General features: G+C 70.1%; 19 protein-coding genes. 11 read left to right on the top strand and 8 right to left on the bottom strand.

Going from position 1 to position 19,454, the window contains the following annotated elements; genetic code table 11:
* From fadD6 to A5705_RS22250, 6 genes are all read left to right on the top strand, one after another.
* Positions 1-1,785 (top strand): long-chain-acyl-CoA synthetase FadD6, encoded by a 1,785-nt coding sequence (fadD6, locus tag A5705_RS22275; RefSeq protein WP_067881133.1) that lies wholly within the window; start codon positions 1-3, stop codon positions 1,783-1,785.
* Between the two features lie 447 nt (positions 1,786-2,232).
* Positions 2,233-3,057 carry a dihydropteroate synthase gene (gene folP / locus A5705_RS22270; RefSeq protein WP_068280088.1) on the top strand — a complete coding sequence of 275 codons (825 nt, stop codon included), beginning with the start codon at positions 2,233-2,235 and terminating at the stop codon, positions 3,055-3,057.
* Positions 3,054-4,010 carry a glucosyl-3-phosphoglycerate synthase gene (locus A5705_RS22265; RefSeq protein ID WP_067881127.1) on the top strand — a complete coding sequence of 319 codons (957 nt, stop codon included), beginning with the start codon at positions 3,054-3,056 and terminating at the stop codon, positions 4,008-4,010. The genes folP and A5705_RS22265 overlap by 4 nt, the downstream gene beginning before the upstream one ends.
* 47 nt (positions 4,011-4,057) lie before the next feature.
* Positions 4,058-4,426, top strand: coding sequence for a DivIVA domain-containing protein (locus A5705_RS22260; protein WP_068280086.1), 369 nt, complete (start codon positions 4,058-4,060; stop codon positions 4,424-4,426).
* Positions 4,423-5,007, top strand: a complete 585-nt coding sequence (locus A5705_RS22255) for a DNA-3-methyladenine glycosylase I (RefSeq protein WP_067881122.1) — start codon at positions 4,423-4,425, stop codon at positions 5,005-5,007. Before A5705_RS22260 ends, A5705_RS22255 begins: the two co-directional genes overlap by 4 nt.
* Positions 5,008-5,193: 186 nt before the next feature.
* Positions 5,194-5,361 carry a DUF3117 domain-containing protein gene (locus A5705_RS22250; protein ID WP_003406247.1) on the top strand — a complete coding sequence of 56 codons (168 nt, stop codon included), beginning with the start codon at positions 5,194-5,196 and terminating at the stop codon, positions 5,359-5,361.
* A gap of 5 nt (positions 5,362-5,366) precedes the next feature.
* Here the strand turns inward: A5705_RS22250 and glgA are convergent, their stop codons facing one another.
* Positions 5,367-6,530: a glycogen synthase gene (gene glgA, locus A5705_RS22245; RefSeq protein WP_067881120.1), complete on the bottom strand. Its 1,164-nt coding sequence runs from the start codon at positions 6,528-6,530 to the stop codon at positions 5,367-5,369.
* Between the two features lie 230 nt (positions 6,531-6,760).
* Here glgA and glgC point away from each other — a divergent pair, with 230 nt between their 5' ends.
* Positions 6,761-7,975, top strand: coding sequence for a glucose-1-phosphate adenylyltransferase (gene glgC / locus A5705_RS22240; protein WP_067881118.1), 1,215 nt, complete (start codon positions 6,761-6,763; stop codon positions 7,973-7,975).
* A 68-nt stretch (positions 7,976-8,043) separates the two neighbouring features.
* On the opposite strand, the gene A5705_RS22235 is transcribed toward glgC, so the two are convergent.
* From A5705_RS22235 to A5705_RS22210, 6 genes are all read right to left on the bottom strand, one after another.
* A complete protein-coding gene (locus tag A5705_RS22235; RefSeq protein ID WP_068280083.1) occupies positions 8,044-9,723 on the bottom strand; it encodes a CocE/NonD family hydrolase in 1,680 nt (559 codons plus the stop codon).
* A gap of 18 nt (positions 9,724-9,741) precedes the next feature.
* A complete protein-coding gene (locus tag A5705_RS22230) occupies positions 9,742-10,416 on the bottom strand; it encodes an isoprenylcysteine carboxylmethyltransferase family protein (RefSeq protein WP_067881114.1) in 675 nt (224 codons plus the stop codon).
* Positions 10,417-10,424: 8 nt separating this feature from the next.
* Positions 10,425-12,065 (bottom strand): ABC transporter permease, encoded by a 1,641-nt coding sequence (locus A5705_RS22225; protein WP_156763201.1) that lies wholly within the window; start codon positions 12,063-12,065, stop codon positions 10,425-10,427.
* A complete protein-coding gene (locus tag A5705_RS22220; protein WP_068280080.1) occupies positions 12,062-12,973 on the bottom strand; it encodes an ABC transporter ATP-binding protein in 912 nt (303 codons plus the stop codon). The genes A5705_RS22225 and A5705_RS22220 overlap by 4 nt, the downstream gene beginning before the upstream one ends.
* On the bottom strand, positions 12,963-13,601 hold the full coding sequence (locus tag A5705_RS22215) for a TetR/AcrR family transcriptional regulator (RefSeq protein ID WP_067881110.1): 639 nt from the start codon (positions 13,599-13,601) through the stop codon (positions 12,963-12,965). The genes A5705_RS22220 and A5705_RS22215 overlap by 11 nt, the downstream gene beginning before the upstream one ends.
* Positions 13,602-13,898: 297 nt before the next feature.
* Entirely contained in the window at positions 13,899-14,567 is a 669-nt protein-coding gene (locus tag A5705_RS22210; protein ID WP_068280074.1) for an O-methyltransferase, read from the bottom strand.
* 202 nt (positions 14,568-14,769) lie between these two features.
* Here A5705_RS22210 and sigE point away from each other — a divergent pair, with 202 nt between their 5' ends.
* The 4 genes from sigE to tatB all read left to right on the top strand — a co-directional run bounded on the left by sigE (position 14,770) and on the right by tatB (position 18,084).
* The gene (sigE, locus tag A5705_RS22205) at positions 14,770-15,546 is read left to right on the top strand and encodes an RNA polymerase sigma factor SigE (RefSeq protein WP_068280072.1); all 777 of its coding nucleotides are present in this window, start codon (positions 14,770-14,772) and stop codon (positions 15,544-15,546) included.
* A gap of 143 nt (positions 15,547-15,689) precedes the next feature.
* A complete protein-coding gene (gene rseA / locus A5705_RS22200) occupies positions 15,690-16,064 on the top strand; it encodes an anti-sigma E factor RseA (RefSeq protein WP_068280070.1) in 375 nt (124 codons plus the stop codon).
* A 106-nt stretch (positions 16,065-16,170) separates the two neighbouring features.
* Positions 16,171-17,679, top strand: a complete 1,509-nt coding sequence (locus A5705_RS22195; protein WP_068280068.1) for a S1C family serine protease — start codon at positions 16,171-16,173, stop codon at positions 17,677-17,679.
* A complete protein-coding gene (tatB, locus tag A5705_RS22190; protein ID WP_068280065.1) occupies positions 17,680-18,084 on the top strand; it encodes a Sec-independent protein translocase protein TatB in 405 nt (134 codons plus the stop codon).
* 86 nt (positions 18,085-18,170) lie between these two features.
* Here the strand turns inward: tatB and A5705_RS22185 are convergent, their stop codons facing one another.
* Positions 18,171-19,313, bottom strand: a complete 1,143-nt coding sequence (locus A5705_RS22185; RefSeq protein WP_068280062.1) for an Mrp/NBP35 family ATP-binding protein — start codon at positions 19,311-19,313, stop codon at positions 18,171-18,173.
* Positions 19,314-19,454 lie beyond the last annotated feature (141 nt).

The raw sequence follows: 19,454 nt of genomic DNA, 5'->3' as shown, positions 1-19,454 counted from the left end.
GTGTCCGACCACGACGGGGGAGCGCGCACAGCGGTCAGGCTGACCGACGTCGCATCGCGGGTGCCGGGGGTGCTGGCCGACATCCCGGTGATCATGCGCGGGGCGCTGACCGGGCTGCTCGCCCAGCCGGGCTCCCGCAAATCGATCGGCACGGTGTTCGCCGACCGCGCCGCCCGCTACGGCGACCGGGTCTTCCTGCGGTTCGGCGATCAGCAGCTGACCTACCGCGACGCCAACGCGGCCGCCAACCGGTACGCCGCGGTGCTGGCCGCGCGCGGCGTCGGCAGCGGCGACGTCGTCGCGATCATGCTGCGCAACTCGCCCCAGGCCGTGCTGGCCATGCTTGCGGCGGTCAAGTGCGGCGCCGTCGCCGGCATGATCAACTACCACCAGCGCGGCGAGGTGCTGGCGCACAGCCTGGGGCTGCTGGACGCCAAGGTGCTGATCGCCGAGACCGACCTGGTCAGCGCGGTGGCCGAGTGCGGCGGCGCGGGCGCGACCGAGACGCTCACGGTCGAGGACCTGGAGCGGTTCGCGGTGAGCGCCCCGGCCACCAACCCGGCGTCGGCGTCGGCCGTGCAGGCCCGGGACACCGCGTTCTACATCTTCACCTCGGGCACCACGGGCTTCCCCAAGGCCAGCGTGATGACGCACCTGCGGTGGCTCAAGGCGCTGGCCGCGTTCGGCGGCATCGGGTTGCGGCTGAAGAGCTCCGACACGCTGTACAGCTGCCTGCCGCTGTACCACAACAACGCGCTGACGGTCGCGCTGTCGTCGGTGATCAACTCGGGGGCGACGCTGGCGCTGGGCAAGTCGTTCTCGGCGTCGAAGTTCTGGGACGAGGTGATCGCCAGCGAGGCCACGGCGTTCATCTACATCGGCGAGATCTGCCGGTACCTGCTCAACCAGCCGGCCAAGCCGACCGACCGCGCGCACAAGGTGCGGGTGATCGCCGGCAACGGGCTGCGCCCGGAGATCTGGGACGAGTTCACCCAGCGGTTCGACATCGCGCGGGTCTGCGAGTTCTACGCCTCGAGCGAGGGCAACACCGCGTTCATCAACGTCTTCAACGTGCCGCGCAGCACCGGCGTGTTCCCCATGCCGCTGGCCTACGTGGAGTACGACCCCGACACCGGCGAGCCGCTGCGCGACGACAGCGGCCGGGTGCGCCGGGTGCCCCCCGGCCAGCCGGGGCTCCTGCTCAGCCCGGTGAACCGGCTGCAGCCGTTCGACGGCTACACCGACAAGGAATCGAGCGAAAAGAAGTTGGTGCGCAACGCCTTTCGTGAGGGCGACGTGTGGTTCAACTCGGGCGACGTGATGAGCCCACAGGGCATGGGCCACGCCGCGTTCGTCGACCGGCTCGGCGACACCTTCCGGTGGAAGGGTGAGAACGTCGCGACCACGCAGGTCGAGGCGGCGCTGGCGTCGGATGCGTCGGTCGAGGAATGCACGGTGTTCGGCGTGGAGATCCCGCGCACCGGCGGCCGCGCCGGGATGGCCGCGGTCCAGCTCCGCGAGGGCGCCGAGTTCGACGGCCAGTCCCTGGCCCGGGCCGTATATGACCAGCTGCCGCCGTACGCGCTGCCGTTGTTCGTGCGGGTGGTCAAGACGCTAGAGCACACGTCGACGTTCAAGAGCCGCAAGGTGGAACTGCGCGACCAGGGCTACGGCCCCGGCGTCGAGGACCTGCTGTATGTGCTGGCCGGCCGCGACGAGGGCTATGTGCCGTACTACGACGAGTACCCCGAGGAAGTGGCCGAGGGTAAGCGGCCCAAGGGCTGAGTCGCCGCACGGCCGCGACGGCCTGGGCGTTGAGTGTGACGCGTGGGCGTTGAGTGTGAGGCCTGGGCGTTGAGTGTGAGGCCTGGGCGTTGAGTGTGAGGCGTGGGCGTTGAGTGTGAGGCCTGGGCGTTGAGTGTGAGGCGTGGGCGTTGAGTGTGAAGCGTGGGCGCGAATCCGGCCGGGATTCCCACCCTGTGTTCACTCCCAAAGCCGTGAGTTCACGGTCAACGGCTGAGCCGTCGCCCCGGCCGCCGCGTGTGAAGCGTGGGCGCAAATACGGCGGCCGCGGTCGCACCCGGTCCCGGGGCCGCGCCCGGCGCGGTGACCAGGCACCATGTACGGGTGCGTTCGACACCGCCGGCGTCAGCCGGCCAATCGACACCGCCGGCGTCAGCCGGCCACTCGACTCTCTGCGGGCGGCCCGTCGCCGGCGATCGCCCACTGATCATGGCGATCGTCAACCGCACCCCGGATTCGTTCTACGACCGGGGCGCGACCTTCGGCGACGAGGCCGCCCGGGAGGCCGCCCACAACGCCATCGCCGACGGCGCCGACGTCATCGACGTGGGCGCGGTCAAGGCCGGGCCCGGCGAGACGGTCGACGAGCAAACCGAGATCGCCCGGCTGCTGCCGTTCATCGAATGGCTGCGCGGCGCCTACCCCGAGCAGCTGATCAGCGTCGACACCTGGCGCTCAGGCGTGGCGCGGGTGGCCTGCGCTGCCGGCGCGGACCTGATCAACGACACCTGGGGCGGCATCGACCCCGCGCTGCCGGAGGTGGCCGCCGAGTTCGGGGCGGGGCTGGTGTGTTCGCACACCGGCGGGGCGCTGCCGCGCACCCGGCCGTTCCGGGTGAGCTTCGGCACCACCACGCGGGGGGTGGTGGACGACGTCATCGGCCGGGTCACCGCGGCGGCGGACCGGGCGGTGGCGGCCGGGGTGGCCCGCGACCGGGTGCTGATCGATCCGGCCCATGATTTCGGCAAGAACACCTTCCACGGGCTGCTTTTGTTGCGACACGCGGGCGAACTTGTTAACACCGGATGGCCCGTCCTGCTCGCTTTGAGCAACAAGGACTTCGTCGGGGAGACTTTGGGTGTGGAACTGACCGAACGGCTCGAGGGGACGCTGGCAGCCACCGCGCTGGCGGCGGCGGCCGGGGTCCGGATGTTTCGGGTGCACCAGGTCGCGGCCACCCGGCGGGTGCTCGAGATGGTGTCCTCGATCCAGGGGACTCGCGCGCCGGCACGCACGGTACGGGGGCTCGCATGACGGACGTGGTAGACCTCGCCAGCGAGGGCGTGCTCGCCGCGCGCCCCGGGGACGTTCTGCTGGCCGACCGCAATTGGAACCGGCCCGGCTGGACCGTCGGCGAACTGGAAGAGGCGAAGGCCGGGCGGACCGTCTCGGTGGTGTTGCCCGCCCTCAACGAGGAAGCCACCGTCTCCTCGGTGATCGAAAGCATCTCGCCGCTGGTGGACGGCCTGGTCGACGAGCTGATCGTGCTGGACTCCGGCTCCACCGACGACACCGAGATCCGCGCGATTGCCGCCGGCGCGCGCGTCGTCAGCCGGGAGCAGGCGCTGCCCGAGGTGCCCGTCCGGCCGGGCAAGGGCGAGGTGCTGTGGCGTTCGCTGGCGGCCACCAGCGGCGACATCGTGGTGTTCGTCGACTCCGACCTGATCAACCCGCACCCGATGTTCGTGCCGTGGCTGGTGGCCCCGCTGCTGACCGGTGACGGGATTCACCTGGTGAAGAGCTTCTATCGGCGGCCGCTGCACGGCGCCGAGGCGGGCGGCGGTCGGGTCACCGAGCTGGTGGCCCGGCCCTTGCTCGCGGCGCTGCGCCCGGAACTGGGCCGCATCCTGCAGCCGCTCGGCGGCGAGTACGCGGCCAGCCGGGAACTGCTGACGTCGCTGCCGTTCGCCCCCGGCTACGGGGTGGAGATCGGCGTGCTGGTGGACACCTTCGACCGGCTGGGCCTCGACGCGATCGCGCAGGTGAACCTCGGGGTGCGGGCGCATCGCAACCGGCCGTTGGCCGAGCTGGGCGCGATGAGCCGCCAGGTCATCGCGACCCTGCTCTCGCGCTGCGGGATCCCCGACTCCGGGGTCGGGTTGACCCAGTTCTTCGCCGACGGCGCCCAGGGGTTCGGCTACACCGCGCGCACCTCGCCGGTGTCGCTGGAGGATCGGCCGCCGATCAATCGGGTCAGGCCCCGCTAGGGCCCACGCGCGCCGGGATGTCGGCGGCATAGGGCAATATCGAACGCGTGGCGTTGGTGTTGCTGTACCTGGTGGTACTCGTCCTGGTGGCGATCGTGCTGTTCGGCGCGGCGAGCCTGCTGTTCGGCCGTGGCGAGCAGCTGCCGCCCCTGCCGCGGGGGACGACGGCGACCGTGCTGCCGGCTTACGGGGTCACCGGCGCCGACGTCGACGCCGTCAAGTTCACCCAGGTGCTGCGTGGATACAAGACCAGCGAGGTGGACTGGGTGCTGGACCGGCTCGCCCGCGAGCTCGAGGCGCTGCGCGGCGAGCTGGCGGCGGCGGTGCACGCCTCGGCTTCCGCGGCCCCCGAGAGCGAGGGCGAGCCCGATTCGGTGGAACCCGACGAGCGCGAGGATCGTCAGGACTCAGTGTGAGCGACGACGACGGGCTGGTGCGGTGCGGCTGGGCGGCCATTCGGCCCGGGCCGGACTTCGGGATGTACCGCGACTACCACGACCGGGAATGGGGCCGCCCGCTGCACGACGGGGTGGCGCTGTTCGAGCGGATGAGCCTCGAGGCGTTCCAGAGCGGCCTGTCGTGGCTGATCATCCTGCGCAAGCGGGAGAACTTCCGGCGCGCCTTCGCCGGGTTCGACATCGAGACGGTCGCGGGCTACACCGACGCCGACGTGCAGCGGCTGATGGCCGACGAGGGGATCGTCCGCAACCGGGCCAAGATCGACGCGACGATCGCCAACGCGCGCGCCGCCGCCGAGCTGGGATCCGCCGAGGACCTGTCCAAGCTGTTGTGGTCGTTCGCGCCGTCACCGCGGCCGCGTCCCGCCGACGGGTCCGAAATCCCCTCGGCCAGCCCCGAATCGAAGGCGATGGCGGCCGAGCTCAAACGGCGCGGGTTCCGTTTCGTCGGGCCGACCACCGCCTACGCGCTGATGCAGGCGACCGGCATGGTCGACGACCACATTCGCGGTTGCTGGGTGCCGGCAAACCCCGGTTAGGGGCCCGATGACGCGTCAGAAGCGGGTCTTTGTATAACTGTCGCCCCCGATAGGGAACAATGGAGGGGTGATTTGGCAGGCGATGCATTTCAAAGTCGGGTATGGCTGGAAATCCACTGGCGGGGCATGCTCGGCGCCGACCAGGTCCGCCACGCCGGGCCAGCTCGAAGCTGAAGGGAGCACTCGATGGCGGCGATGAAGCCCCGTACCGGAGACGGTCCTTTGGAGGCAACCAAGGAGGGGCGCGGCATCGTTATGCGAGTACCGCTTGAGGGCGGCGGTCGGCTGGTCGTTGAGCTGACGCCCGACGAGGCCGCGGCCCTCGGTGACGAACTCAAGGGCGTCACCAGCTAAACGGCTTACGCAGAGACCTTCCGGTAGATCTCCAGCGTCTGCTCGGCCACGTGGGCCCAGGAGAAGTCCTCGATGCAGCGCTGGCGTCCCGCCTCGCCATAGCGTTTGGCCTTGTCCGGGTCGGCGACCAGCTCGTTGACCGCTGCGGCCAGCCCCGCCCGGTAGCCCGCCGGATCGTCGGGGTCGTAGTGGACCAGCGACCCGGTGATCCCATCCCTGACCACCTCCGGTATCCCGCCGACGTCGGAAGCCACCACCGCCGTCGCGCACGCCATCGCCTCGAGATTGACGATCCCCAACGGCTCGTACACCGACGGGCATACGAACACCGTTGCCGCCGAGAGTATTTCGCGTAGCTCCCCGATGGGCAGCATCTCCCTGATCCAGAACACCCCGTCGCGGTCGCGGGCCAGCTCGCCCACCGCGGCGCGAATCTCCTCGGCCAGTTCCGGGGTGTCGGGGGCCCCGGCGCACAGCACCACCTGAACCCCGGGGGCGAACCGGTGCGCGGCGGCCACCAGGTGCGCGACGCCCTTCTGCCGGGTGATCCGCCCGACGAAGGCCACGGTCGGCCGGCCGGGGTCGACGCCGAGCTCGGCGAGCACCGATCCGGTCTGCATCGGCCCGGCGGGATACCAGACGTTGGTGTCGACACCGTTGCGGATGACGTGCACCAGGCTCGGGTCCAGCGTTTGGTAGACCCGCAGGATGTCTTCGCGCATCGCCGCGCTGACCGCGATGACGGCGTCGGCGGCCAGCACCGCGGTCCGTTCCACCCACGTCGAAATCTGGTAGCCGCCGCCGAGCTGTTCGGCCTTCCACGGGCGCAGCGGCTCGAGCGAATGCGCGGTCATGACGTGCGGAATGTCGTAGAGCAGCGCGCTCAGGTGCCCGGCGAGGTTGGCGTACCAGGTGTGCGAATGCACGACGGTGGCCGCCGACGCGGCGTTGGTCATCATCAGGTCAGCGGACAGGGTGGACAGCGCGGGGTTGGCGCCGTGGATGCGCGGGTCGGGTTGCTGCGCGAAGGCGTCGGGGCGCGGCGCGCCGATGCAGTGCACGTCGACCGCGCAGAGCCGCCGCAGTTGCGCGACGAGTTCGGTGACGTGTACCCCGGCCCCCCCGTAGACATCTGGTGGGTACTCCCGCGTCATCATCGCCACCCGCATACTCCGCACGGTAGTTCGGCGACGCCGCGGCCCGCGAGTCGGGCGGCGAGAAAATTTGCCGAATCCGGTTTTCGGCGCGGCTGTCGAGCGGGCCTGCGCAATAATGGGCGGTATCGGGTTGTGAAACGTGGCGAGAACGACGCCAAATACCTTGACAGGCAGTCCGTCAGAACGGCGTCCACCGGGATTCCCCCTGGCAGCGGCTGGCGGCGGCCGATAGTTTGGGAGCCATGAGGGAAGCGCCACACGTGCTGGGCATTGTCCTGGCCGGCGGTGAGGGCAAGCGGTTGTATCCGCTGACCGCGGACCGGGCGAAACCCGCGGTTCCCTTCGGTGGCGCCTACCGGCTGATCGACTTCGTGCTCTCCAACCTGGTCAACGCCCGCTATCTGCGGATCTGCGTTCTCACCCAATACAAGTCGCATTCACTCGACCGCCACATTTCGCAGAACTGGCGGTTGTCCGGCCTGGCCGGCGAGTACATCACGCCGGTTCCCGCGCAGCAGCGCCTCGGCCCGCGCTGGTACACCGGCTCGGCCGACGCGATCTATCAGTCGCTCAACCTGATCTACGACGAAGATCCGGACTACATAGTCGTTTTCGGCGCCGACCACGTCTACCGGATGGATCCCGAGCAGATGGTCCAGTTCCACATCGAAAGCGGCGCCGGCGCGACCGTGGCCGGCATCAAGGTCCCCCGCAGCGAGGCTTCGGCCTTCGGCTGCATCGACGCCGACGACTCCGGCCGCATCCGCGCGTTCGTGGAGAAGCCGCTGGATCCGCCGGGCACCCCCGACGACCCCGCGTCGACGTTCGCGTCGATGGGCAACTACATCTTCACCACCAAGGTGCTCATCGACGCGATCCGCGCCGACGCCGACGACGACCACTCCGATCACGACATGGGCGGCGACATCATCCCGCGGCTGGTGGAGGACGGGATGGCGGCGGTGTACGACTTCTCCGACAACGAGGTGCCCGGCGCCACCGACCGCGACCGGGGCTACTGGCGCGACGTCGGAACGCTGGACGCGTTCTACGACGCGCACATGGACCTGGTCTCGGTGCACCCGGTGTTCAACCTCTACAACAAGCGCTGGCCGATCCGCGGCGAGTCCGAGAACCTGGCGCCGGCCAAGTTCGTCAACGGCGGCTCGGCGCAGGAGTCCGTCGTGGGTGCCGGCAGCATCATCTCGGCGGCCTCGGTGCGCAACTCGGTGCTGTCGTCCAACGTCGTGGTCGACGACGGCGCGATCGTGGAGGGCAGCGTGATCATGCCGGGCGCGCGGGTCGGGCGCGGCGCGGTGGTGCGCCACGCGATCCTGGACAAGAACGTCGTCGTCGGGCCCGGCGAGATGGTGGGCGTCGATCTCGAGAAGGACCGCGAGCGCTTCGCCATCAGCGCCGGCGGCGTGGTCGCCGTCGGCAAGGGCGTCTGGATTTAGTCCCGCCAGCAGACGCAAAAGCCCCCATTTCGGCCGTTAAATGGGGGCTTTTGCGTCTGCTCGGCGTATTACCGGACCTCCGGGACCAGCAGGTGCGCGTCGTGGCGCGGCCCCCAGTGCAGGGTGACGCGGCCGCGGGGCGAGCTCTCGTAGGCCGCCGGCATCTGACCGATCAGCGGATTGGCCGGGCACAGCCACCGCCCGGCGACCACCAGGCGCAGCTGCTCGCGGGCCCGGAACAGCGTGGCCGACGGCCCCAGCGCGACATCGACCGCGACCACCTCGCCGGCGGCGACCGGACGCGGATCCGCGCACGATGGGACGGGCTCCCACGGCCGGGACAGCTCGGGGTCCAGCGCCCGCAGCGCGACCCGCTGCCACCCGGTGGTCACGCGGTCGCGCCCGTAGCCGTAGGACCCCTCGAAGGCGACGAACCGGCCGGCACGCCACTTCTCCACGCCCACGAACAGGTTGGCGTCGTCGCAGCCGTCCAGCGCCACCCACAGCCGGGCGGCCATCGGGCCGGTCAGCTCGACGTCGGCGGGCACCGTCCAGCTGAAAGCCGCTGCGGCGGAATGCGTTTCGAACGCGATGCTGCCGGCCTCGGCCGGCCGCTCCGGCACCAGCGCCCCGGCGTCGCCCAGATACAAGGGGCGCCAACGGGTTCGGGGTAGCGGCCAGTCCGCCTCCTCGCGCACCGCGGCGACGGTGTCGCGGTCCTCGCGGACCTCGAGGCGGACGCTGCGGGAACCGGCCGCGCCGTCGAGCACGCCCCGGAAGAAGTCGAGCTGTTCGGCCCGCGCGGCTTCGGAGTAGAACGTCGCCCACTTGCCGCCCCGATGGGTGTACAGGCGGGCGTGGGCCGAGCCGGCGTGAGTGAAGGCCCGGATCGACCCGCGGCTGTGCAGGTTGTTGTCCGAGAAGCTGCCGCAGACCAGCATGGGCACCGTGATCGCGGACAGGTCGGGCACCACCGAGCGCCAGAAGTCGTCGCGCAGCGGGTGGGCGTCCTGCATCCGCTCCAGGTCGTAGGTCTGCCGCGTATCGCGACGCAGGTTGCGCGACCACATCCTTGTGAACCCGTGTTCGCGAACGCCGCCGGGGAAGGTCAGGTCGCGGTAGGCGTCGGTGAAGCCCTCCCACGGGCAGATCGCCCGCAGGGCCGGCGGTGCCAGGGCGGCGACGGCGTACTGGCTGATGGCAAGGTAGGAGACCCCGAGCATGACGACGCGGCCGTCGCACCATGGTTGGCCGGCGATCCACTGCACCAGGTCGTAGCTGTCCTCGGCCTCCCTGCGCGACAGCAGGTTTCCGGTGCCGTCGGAGTGGCCGCAGCCGCGCGAGTCGGCGTTGACCACGGTGAAGCCCCGCGCGGTCCACCACGCCGGATCCGGCGCCTCCCAGCCGGTGAGCGCCGAGAAGGTCACCGGCCGCGGCTGGCGCAACACCCGGTATTGGATCGAGAACGTCCACCTCCCGCGCCGCCGCCTCGGCAGATTGTCCTTGCCGTACGGATGGATGCTGAGGATGACCGGCCGGGCTTCGTCCGTCCGTCGATAGACGTTGATCCGCAACGCCGTGCCGTCGCGGGTGGGGACGGCGACGTCGGGCTCGACGAGGACGTCCGATGGCGCGGCGGTGACGGTGATGGGGGGTTTGGCGATGCCGCGCAGCCGGGTCAGTGCGTATCGCAGGGCGCCGGGGCGGCGCCATGGCCGGTCGAGCGCCGGTGCCGGATTTCGCGCCACGCAAATACCTTAGGACCTCTACCAGACATTGGGCACCAACCGGTACCGCACGTGCTGCGCGTACTCGCGGTAGCCAGGCAAGTCCCGGGTGAGCAGCTCCTCCTCGTCGAGGATGCGCAAGACGAGCGCCGCGACGCCCGGGATCACGAAGAGCAGTCCCCAGTAGGAGCCGAGCGCCAGCGGGATGCCGACCATCATGATCACGCTCCCGACGTACATCGGGTGCCTGACGAACTTGTAGACGCCGGTCGAGGCCACGGTCTGGCCGGCCTCGACCGTGACGGTGGACGCTGCGTAAGCGTTTTGGATGACCACCAGCATGGACAGTCCGAGGCCGGCGGCCAAGAGGACCTGGCCGAGCACACACACCCATGCCGGAACGGTCGACCAGCCCATTCGATGATCGAGGGCGCTGAATGCCATCATCCCGAAGATGGTCAGGAAATTAGCGGTGATGATGAACTTTTGAGCCGTTCGCGTTTCCGCCCTCGGCCCGGCGCGCATGCGGCGCTGCAGCGTCGCGGGGTTGTTGCGCGCCAAATAGATCGTGGGGCCGATCGTCGACAGCGTGAACACGGCGATGAAAGCCCATCCCTGCCAATAGCGCAGCGTGCCGGCCGGTCCGAACAGGATCAGGCCGTAGAAGGCCAATCCGAGTACCGCGGATGTCGCCAATCGAAGTGCAAGTTTCATAACCCCTCCTAGCAACGCAGATCGCGACGTCGAAAAGCCATGGCCCCCAAGATGATCAGGGCGGTATCGATGGCCAGCAGCCACACCAGCGGCACGGCGGTGAAATCGGCGCCGACCCGCGGCGTGTGCGCGAACGGTTCCAGGTCGAGCACCCACTGCGGCAGCCGGGCCAACTCGCCGATCAGGTACAGGGCAACGAACCCCACCAGCACACCCCACGCGACGGGCGTGAACCGCGGCGCCACACCGAACAACGCGACCGTGATTGCGGCGAGCAGCCAGACGCCGGGCAATTGGACGGCCGCGGTGCCGACCACGACGGCCAGCTTGCCGCCGACGTCGCCGGCGGCCACGCCGTAGACGACCCCGCCGGCCACGCCGCTGGCCAGCATCGCGACCGCGGATCCGATCAGCGCGGCGCCCAAATGGCTTGCCAGCCAATGAATTCGGGAGACCGCGCCGGCCAGCGTAGTCTCGGCGCGCTGGCCGGATTCCTCCTGATGCAAGCGCAGGGTGAGCGAAATGGCGAACGCGGCGGCGACCATGCCCATCATGGCGTATGCCACCGCGATGAAGGCCTCCTCCAGGACGCTGGTGCCGCCCATCCGCGCGACGATGTCGCGCACGACGGTGCTACCGCCCAGCTGGTCGCCGATGCCGTGCACCACGCTGCCCATCAGCAGGCCGTACAGGCACAGGCCCACGGTCCACAGCAGCAGCGCGCCGCGGTCCAGCCGCCACGTCAGGCCGTCGACTCCGCCCAACCGCGGCCCGGCCCCGCCCGGACCGGCGCGCTCGGCGACGAGGCCGGCGCCCACGTCGCGCCCGGCGAGCAGCCGGTAGGCCACCAGGGTGAGCGCCGCCGTCGTCGCCAGGTGCAGCAGCAGGACCCACCAGCGGTCGCCCGCGTAGGGCCGGACCTGCAGCGACCAGCCCAGCGGCGAGAGCCACGACAGCCTGCCGTCGCCCGCATCGCCGATGGCGCGCAGCGTGAAGGCGGCCCCCAGTACCGCGAACGCGGCGCCCCGGGCGAACCGGGCGCTCGGCGACAGCTGCGCGGTTACCGCGGCGACCGCGGTGAAGACCAGGCCGGAGCAGGCCAGCGCCGCCCCGAACGCCAGCGATCCACTGGCCGGGACGTCGGTCGTCAGCAGTCCCGTCGCGCCGATCGCGCCGGTGGCGACGGACGCCCCGAACGACAACAGCAGCGCCGCGCTCAGGCTGGCGTAGCGACCGATCGCGGTCGAGTCCACCAGCTCGGTCCGGCCGGTCTCCTCATCGGCGCGGGTGTGTCGGATCACGGTGAGGATGACGGCCACCGCGATCAGCAGGTGGAACATCCCGGCCTTCCAAATGCCCACGGCCCCAAGGCTGTCGTTGTAGACCTGGCCGTAGAGCGCGCGCTGGGCCGGGCTGGCCATGATCGCCGCGGCGAAACCGGCACGGGCGGCCTGGGTCGGGTAGACCTTTTCGATGCTGCCGATGTACACGGTGGCCAGGGGCACGGACAGCAGTAGCACCCACAGCGGCAACGAGACCCGGTCGCGGCGCAGGTAGAGCCGCAGCATGGCAAGCGTGCCGGAGAAGTTCGAAGCGGTCCGCGGCGCCGGATGTGCGGGCCGCGGCCGATCCAGGATCGCGGTGCTCATGCTGAGACCTTGTCCGTGGTGTTGTAGTGGCGCAGGAACAGTTCCTCGAGGGTCGGGGGCTGGCTGACGAGTGAGCGCACGCCGGCGTCGCCGAGCGCCCGGATGAGTTCGCCCAGGCTTTCGCTGTCGACCTGCGCGCGCAGCGTGTTGCCATCGATGCTGACGTCCTCAACGCCCCTGATCCGGGTGAGATCGCCCGGGTCGCCGATGACTTCGGCCTTGATCGAGGTGCGGCTGAGATGCCGCATGGACTCCAGCGAGCCGCTCTCGACGGTCTTTCCCGACCGGATGATGGTGACCCGTTCGCACAGCGCTTCGGTCTCGGCCAGGATGTGGCTCGACAGCAGGACCGTCGTGCCGCGGTCACGCGCCTCTGCGACGCACTGCTGAAACACGTTCTCCATCACCGGGTCCAGCCCGCTGCTGGGCTCGTCCAGGAGCAGCAGCCAGGCGTGTGACGAGAACGCGGAGATCAGGGACACCTTTTGCCGGTTGCCCTTCGAGTAGGTGCGCGCCTTCTTGTGCGGGTCGAGGTCGAAGCGCTCGATGAGCTCGGCGCGACGCCGCTCGTCGATGCCGCCGCGCATGCGGGCCAGGAGGTCGATGGTCTCGCCGCCGGTCAGCGACGGCCACAGGGTCACATCGCCCGGCACGTAGGCGATGTGGCGGTGCAGTGTCACCGCGTCGGTCCACGGGTCGCCGCCCAGCAGCCGAGCGGTGCCGCCGTCGGCCCGCACCAGGCCGAGCAGGATGCGGATGGTCGTCGACTTCCCGGCACCGTTGGGCCCCAGGAAGCCGTGCACCTCGCCCTCGCGCACCGTCAGATCGAGGCCGTCCAGTGCGCGCACCGCGCCGAAATTCTTCGTCAGGCCGCGGATTTCGATGGGTGCGGCGTGGTCAGCTGGCATGGGATCCTCCTTGATCGTCGGCGGCCAGGAATGCGTCGTACATGGTGCGGTCCACCATCAGGCCCTCGGTGTAGATCTCCAGGGCGGGCAGAATCATGTCGCTGGCGTAGTCGCGCAGGACCGCACGCAAATCGGTTGGCGTGTCGTGCATTTGTATGTAGAGCAGGAGGCTGCCGCCTCCGGTGATGCCGAGATATTTGGCCCGGGCCTTCGGGTCACGGCTGGGCTTTATCGTCCCGGCCCGCACGCCTTCGTCCATATACTCTTCGACGTTCTCAATCATCCTCTGCCACAACATCTTCGCGAGGTCGCCACCGGTCTGCATGCTGCGAACCAGGTAGGCCGTCAGTGGGGCGAATTCCTCGATCTCGGCGAGCTGCGCGAACCAGGTGGCGGGGTCGTTGGATCGCATCGCCTCCGATTTGGTGCTGCGGATCTGTTCGGCGACGTAATCGTCGCAGGCCTTGCGCAGGCCGTCCTTGGATCCGAAGTGGTGGATGACCAGCGCGGCGCTCACCCCCGCCGCCTCGGCGATCGCGCGCAGACCCACGTCGAACCCCCGCTCGCCGAACTGCTCGATGGCCGCGTCACGGATCCGGGCGGCGGCGGTCAGGTCGGCTGAACGCATGTTCAGTACGCTAAACGCTCGTTCAGCCGCCGGTCAAGGGGGCGCGCCGTCAGGAATCCGTCAAAATCGCTAGCCCCGGGCGGGCAGTGACGCGCCGCGAATGGATGTCCAACAGCACTCGGGCTTCGACAACTCGAGCCAACCTCGGCGGCGGGGCGTACAACATGGGCTTCTTCAACCGGCGTGACGGATTTAGTCCTGGGCAACGCCACCGAACGTGCACTCACGGCGGAATTTCAGCCAAAAACTCGCCGCCAGTGCACGCTCGGCGCGGCGGTCAGAGCCGGCGACCCGCCGCTAGTCCCGGACGGCCGCCAGCAGTCCGTCGCCGAGCGGCACCAGCGCGGGGGTGAGCCGCTCGTCCTCGGCGATGAGCCGGGCCGCCTCGCGCACGGCGGCCACCTCGGCGTCGCGTGCCGCGGGATCGCCCGCGCGGCCGCCCAGCGCCGCCCGGTGCACCACGATGACGCCCCCGGGCCGCAGCAGCCGCACCCCCTCCACGACGTAGTCGGGCTGGTCGACCGGGTCGGCGTCGATGAACACCAGGTCGTAGGACTCGTCGGCGAGCCGGGTGAGCACCTCCTGGGCGCGCCCACTGATCAGCCGGGTGCGCGAGGGTCCGATCCCGGCGTCGGTGAACGACTGCTTGGCCAGCCGCAGGTACTCGGGCTCGATGTCGATCGTGGTCAACACGCCGTCGTCGCTCATGCCCGACAACAACCAGAGCCCGCTGACCCCGGCGCCGGTGCCGACCTCGGCGACGGCCTTGCCGCCGCTGAGCTTGGCCAGCAGGGCCAACAGCGCACCCACGGCCGGCGTCACGGCGCCGGCGCCGATCTCCTCGGCGCGCTCGCGGGCCGCCGCCAGCAGCGCGTCCTCCGAGATCGATCCCTCGGCGTGCGCGCAGAGTGACTCGGCTCGACTGGGAGCCGTCTGGCCGGGGGCTGCTGCGTCGGTGCCGTCCATGCCCCGCAGCGTATTCCAAATTGCCGCGCAGCCGGGCAGGCGCGCCTGACTCGAACCTGGCCGACACGCCCGGATCCTGCGGGGCGACGCAAGTCACTCGCCCGCCAATTCGCCCTGTTCAGCGCAGGTAACGATATGGTTTCTCAGCTAAACTTCAGACTGCTCCTATGTCGCGCATACGCCGATGGGCGACGGTATGCGTATGGAACGGGGTTCGCGGGGGGCCGGGAATACAAGCCGCCGGAATGGGAATACAGGCTGGGAACTCCGCGTTGACGCGGTCGACGAACTGCCGAACCTTGATGGCAGGCCGATTCTGGAGGATCCAATCACCACAGCGCTTTTGAGTCCGACCACGATGTCGCACGCGCAGGAATGCCGCGACGACGAGTGGGTGGAGACGACGGACGCGTTACAGGGCACCGCGGTGTTCGACGCGACGGGGGACAAGGCCACGATGCCGTCGTGGGACGAGCTCGTGCGCCAGCACGCCGACCGGGTGTACCGGCTGGCCTACCGGTTGTCGGGCAACCAGCAGGACGCCGAGGACCTGACCCAGGAGACCTTCATCCGCGTCTTTCGGTCGGTCCAGAACTACCAGCCCGGGACGTTCGAGGGCTGGCTGCACCGCATCACCACCAACCTGTTCCTGGACATGGTTCGCCGGCGCGCCCGCATCCGCATGGAGGCGCTGCCCGAGGACTACGACCGGGTGCCGGCCGACGAGCCGAACCCCGAGCAGATCTACCACGATTCGCGGCTGGGGCCCGACCTGCAGGCGGCGCTGGATTCGCTGCCGCCGGAGTTTCGCGCCGCGGTCGTGTTGTGCGACATCGAGGGCCTGTCGTACGAGGAGATCGGCGCCACCCTCGGCGTCAAGCTGGGCACCGTGCGCAGCCGCATCCACCGTGGACGCCAGGCGCTGCGCGACTACCTGGCCGCGCATCCCGAGCACGGGCTGCACGCCGAGTCGGCGTAGCTGCCCTCGCCCGCCTGACGGCTCATCCACAGCCGAATAGCACCGTTGGACGCGAGAATCCGACGGCTTTAAGCGCTGTACGCGCGGTATGGGGCGCGACCTCGCGCTACATTCGTGAGAGGGCGGTAAGAAAGGAACGGGTGATGGCGGATCGAGGCGAGGTGTTCCGCCGCGCATTCTCCTGGCTGCCCGCACAGTTCGCCTCCCAGAGCGACGCGCCCGTCGGCGCACCGCGCCGGTTCCGATCCACCGAGCATCTGTCCATCGAGGCGATCGCGGCTTTCGTCGACGGCGAGCTGCGGATGAACGCCCACCTGCGCGCCGCCCACCACCTCTCGCTGTGCCCGGAATGCGCGGCTGAGGTGGAGGACCAGAGCCGGGCGCGCGCCGCGTTGCGCGATTCCCACCCGATCCGCATCCCCACCAACCTGCTGGGACTGCTCTCCGAAATCCCCCTTCACCCGTCGGACGACGACACGTCCGAGCGCGATACGCGCGACCAGCGTAAGCGCCGATAACCGGCGCGCCCGTGGATACTAGGGTGGGTAAGCACAATGCCGCCGCGCCGCAACGCGCCCGGTAAGCGGCCTGCTCGAGCGCTCAAGAAGAGGATCCAGAACAAACGTGACCTCCGACGGCAATAACAGCGGCAACGGCGAGGACCGCCTGGCGCCGCGCCCCATCTCCCGGCCACCGGTCGACCCCGCGTCGCGTCAGGCGTTCGGCCGTCCCACCGGGCTCCGGGGCTCCTTCGTGGCCGAGCGGGTGCGCCCGCCGAAGTTTCGCGAGCAGTCCGAGTTCACGCCGCACGACCCACCGGCCGATCCCGTCCTCGCGGAGGCGTTCAGCCGGCCCGCCGGGACGGCGGACACGCTGCAGCGTCACCCGATCGACGCCGGCGCGCTGGCCGCCGAGCAGGACGGCGCCGAGCCCGAGGGCGCGGAAGACCCCTGGCGCGACCCCGCCGCCGCCGCGGCCCTGGGGACGCCGGCCGTCGCGCCGGCCGGACCGCAGGCGGTACCGGGCTACGGCGGCAAGCTCGGGGTCCGCGACGTGCTGTTCGGGCGCAAGGTGTCCTACCTGGCGCTCGCGGTCCTGCTGTTGATCGCGCTGGTCATCGGTCTGATCGGCGGTGTGATCGGCCGCAAGACGGCCGAGGTGGTCGAGGCGTTCACCACCTCGAAGGTCACGCTGTCGACGCCCGGCAACAGCGAGCTGCCGGCGGGCCGGTTCGCCAAGGTGGCGGCCGCCACCGCCAACGCCGTGGTCACCATCGAGTCGAAGAGCGACCAGGAGGGCATGCAAGGCTCTGGGGTCGTCATCGACGGCCGCGGCTACATCGTCACCAACAACCACGTCATCTCCGAGGCGGCCAACAACCCCAGCCAGTTCAAGACGACCGTGGTCTTCAACGACGGCAAGGAGGTGCCGGCCAACCTGGTGGGCCGCGACCCCAAGACCGACCTGGCGGTGCTCAAGGTCGACAACGTCGACAACCTGAGCGTGGCCCAGCTGGGTGACTCCGACAAGGTGCGCGTCGGCGACGAGGTGCTGGCCGCCGGCGCGCCGCTCGGCCTGCGCAGCACCGTGACCCACGGCATCATCAGCGCCCTGCATCGCCCCGTCCCGCTGTCGGGCGAGGGCTCCGACACCGATACCGTCATCGACGCTCTGCAGACCGACGCGTCGATCAACCACGGCAACTCCGGTGGCCCGTTGATCAGCATGGACTCGCAGGTGATCGGCATCGACACGGCCGGTAAGTCGTTGTCGGACAGCGCAAGCGGGCTCGGCTTCGCCATTCCGATCAACGAGGTCAAGTCGGTGGCCCAGGCCCTGATCAAGGACGGGAAGATCGTGCACCCGACGCTGGGCGTCAGCACCCGCTCGGTGAGCAACGCGATCGCCTCGGGCGCCCAGGTGGCCAACGTCAAAGCGGGCAGCCCGGCCCAGAAGGGCGGGATCCTGGAGAACGACGTGATCGTCAAGGTCGGCAACCGCAAGGTCGCCGACGCCGACGAGTTCGTCGTCGCCGTGCGGCAGCTGACCATCGGCCAGGACGCCCCGGTGGAGGTGGTCCGTGACGGCCGGCACGTCACGCTGACGGTGAAACCCGATTCGGACAACGGCTAAGTGTTCGCGAACCTGAGCTGGGAGCACATCCTGGTCCTCGTCGTGGTCGGGCTGGTGATCCTCGGCCCCGAGCGGCTCCCGGGCGCGATCCGGTGGACGTCGAATGCGCTGCGGCAGGCGCGTGACTACCTCAGCGGGATGACGACGCAGCTCCGCCAGGATCTCGGCCCCGAGTTCGACGACCTGCGCGAGCCGCTCGGCGAGCTGCAGAAGCTGCGCGGCATGAGCCCGCGCGCCGCGCTCACCAAGCACCTGCTCGACGGCGACGACTCGTTCCTGACGGGAAACTTCGACCGGCCGGTCAACGGGGCGCCGGCGCAGCCGGCGGAGCCCGCGCGGCCGGTACCGCGGACGCAGCCCGAGCACACCGGCGGACCCGCGCCGTTCGACGCCGACGCCACCTGACGCGTCGGCCGCCCGTCGCGAGCGTGCGCAGTTGTACGCCTGCGACGGCGTGTCGGCGTACAAACACGCACGCTCGCGGAGGAAACTCAGCGCCTGGCCGGGTCCAGCCCCAGCGACACGCCCGCCAGCCCCCGCTTGCGCGACGAGAGGCTGTCGGCCACGCCGCGCAGTTCCTTGCCGACGGGGGAGTCCGGCGCGCTCAGCACGATCGGTAGGCCGGCATCACCGGCGGCGACCAGCGCCGGGTCCAGCGGGATCTGGCCCAGCAGCGGCACATCGGCGCCAACCGCGCGCGACAACCGCTCGGCGACCTGCCGGCCGCCGCCCTCGCCGAACACCTGCATCGTGGTGCCGTCGGGCAGCACCAGCCCGGACATGTTCTCGACGACGCCGACGACGCGCTGTCGGGTTTGCAGCGCGATGCTGCCGGCCCGTTCGGCGACCTCGGCCGCCGCCAGCTGCGGCGTGGTCACCACCAGGATCTCGGCGTTGGGGATCAGCTGTGCCACCGAGATGGCGACGTCCCCGGTGCCGGGCGGCAGGTCGAGCAGCAACACGTCGAGGTCGCCCCAGTACACGTCGGCCAGGAACTGCTGCAGCGCGCGGTGCAACATCGGTCCGCGCCACACCACCGGCGTGTTGCCCTGGGTGAACTGGGCGATCGAGATGACCTTCACCTCGTGGGCGACGGGCGGCAGGATCATCGACTCGACCTGAGTGGGCCGATCGGTGGTGCCCATCATGCGCGGGATGGAATGGCCGTGAATGTCGGCGTCGAGCACCCCGACGGACAGGCCGCGCGCGGCCATCGCCGCGGCCAGGTTGACCGTGACCGTCGACTTTCCGACGCCGCCCTTGCCGGAGGCGACGGCGTAAACCCGGGTCAGCGAGCTGGGCTGGGCGAACGGGATGACGGGCTCGGCGGCGTCCCCGCGCAGCTGCTTGCGCAGCTCGGTGCGCTGCTCGTCGCTCATCACGTCCAGGCTCACCTTGACGGCCCCGGTGCCGGGCACGTCGGCGACCGCGCTGGTGACGCGCTCGCTGATCTCGGCCTTCTTAGGACACGCGGAGGTGGTCAGGTAGATCGCGACGTGCACGCCGCCGTCGCGCTCGACGTCGACGCTCTTGACCATCCCGAGTTCGGTGATGGGACGGCGCAATTCGGGGTCGATCACCTTCCCCAGTGCGGTACGGATGGCCGCGCTCAGGTCGGCAGTGTCGTTGGACATCACCGCCGAGTCTAGGCGTGCTTGGCGGGGCCGTTTGGCGGCGACCCGCTTCACGCGGCTTCGCCGCGCTTGCGATCGCCGCGGGGCAGGTCAGCCGGCCGGGCCGGGCGCCCTGGGCGGGCCGGCGGCCGGGCCCGGGCC

Source organism: Mycobacterium sp. E787 (assembly GCF_001668725.1).
Lineage (GTDB): Bacteria > Actinomycetota > Actinomycetes > Mycobacteriales > Mycobacteriaceae > Mycobacterium.
The sequence above is the reverse complement of the archived record's forward strand: the minus strand, read 5'-3'. Positions and strand labels throughout refer to the sequence as shown.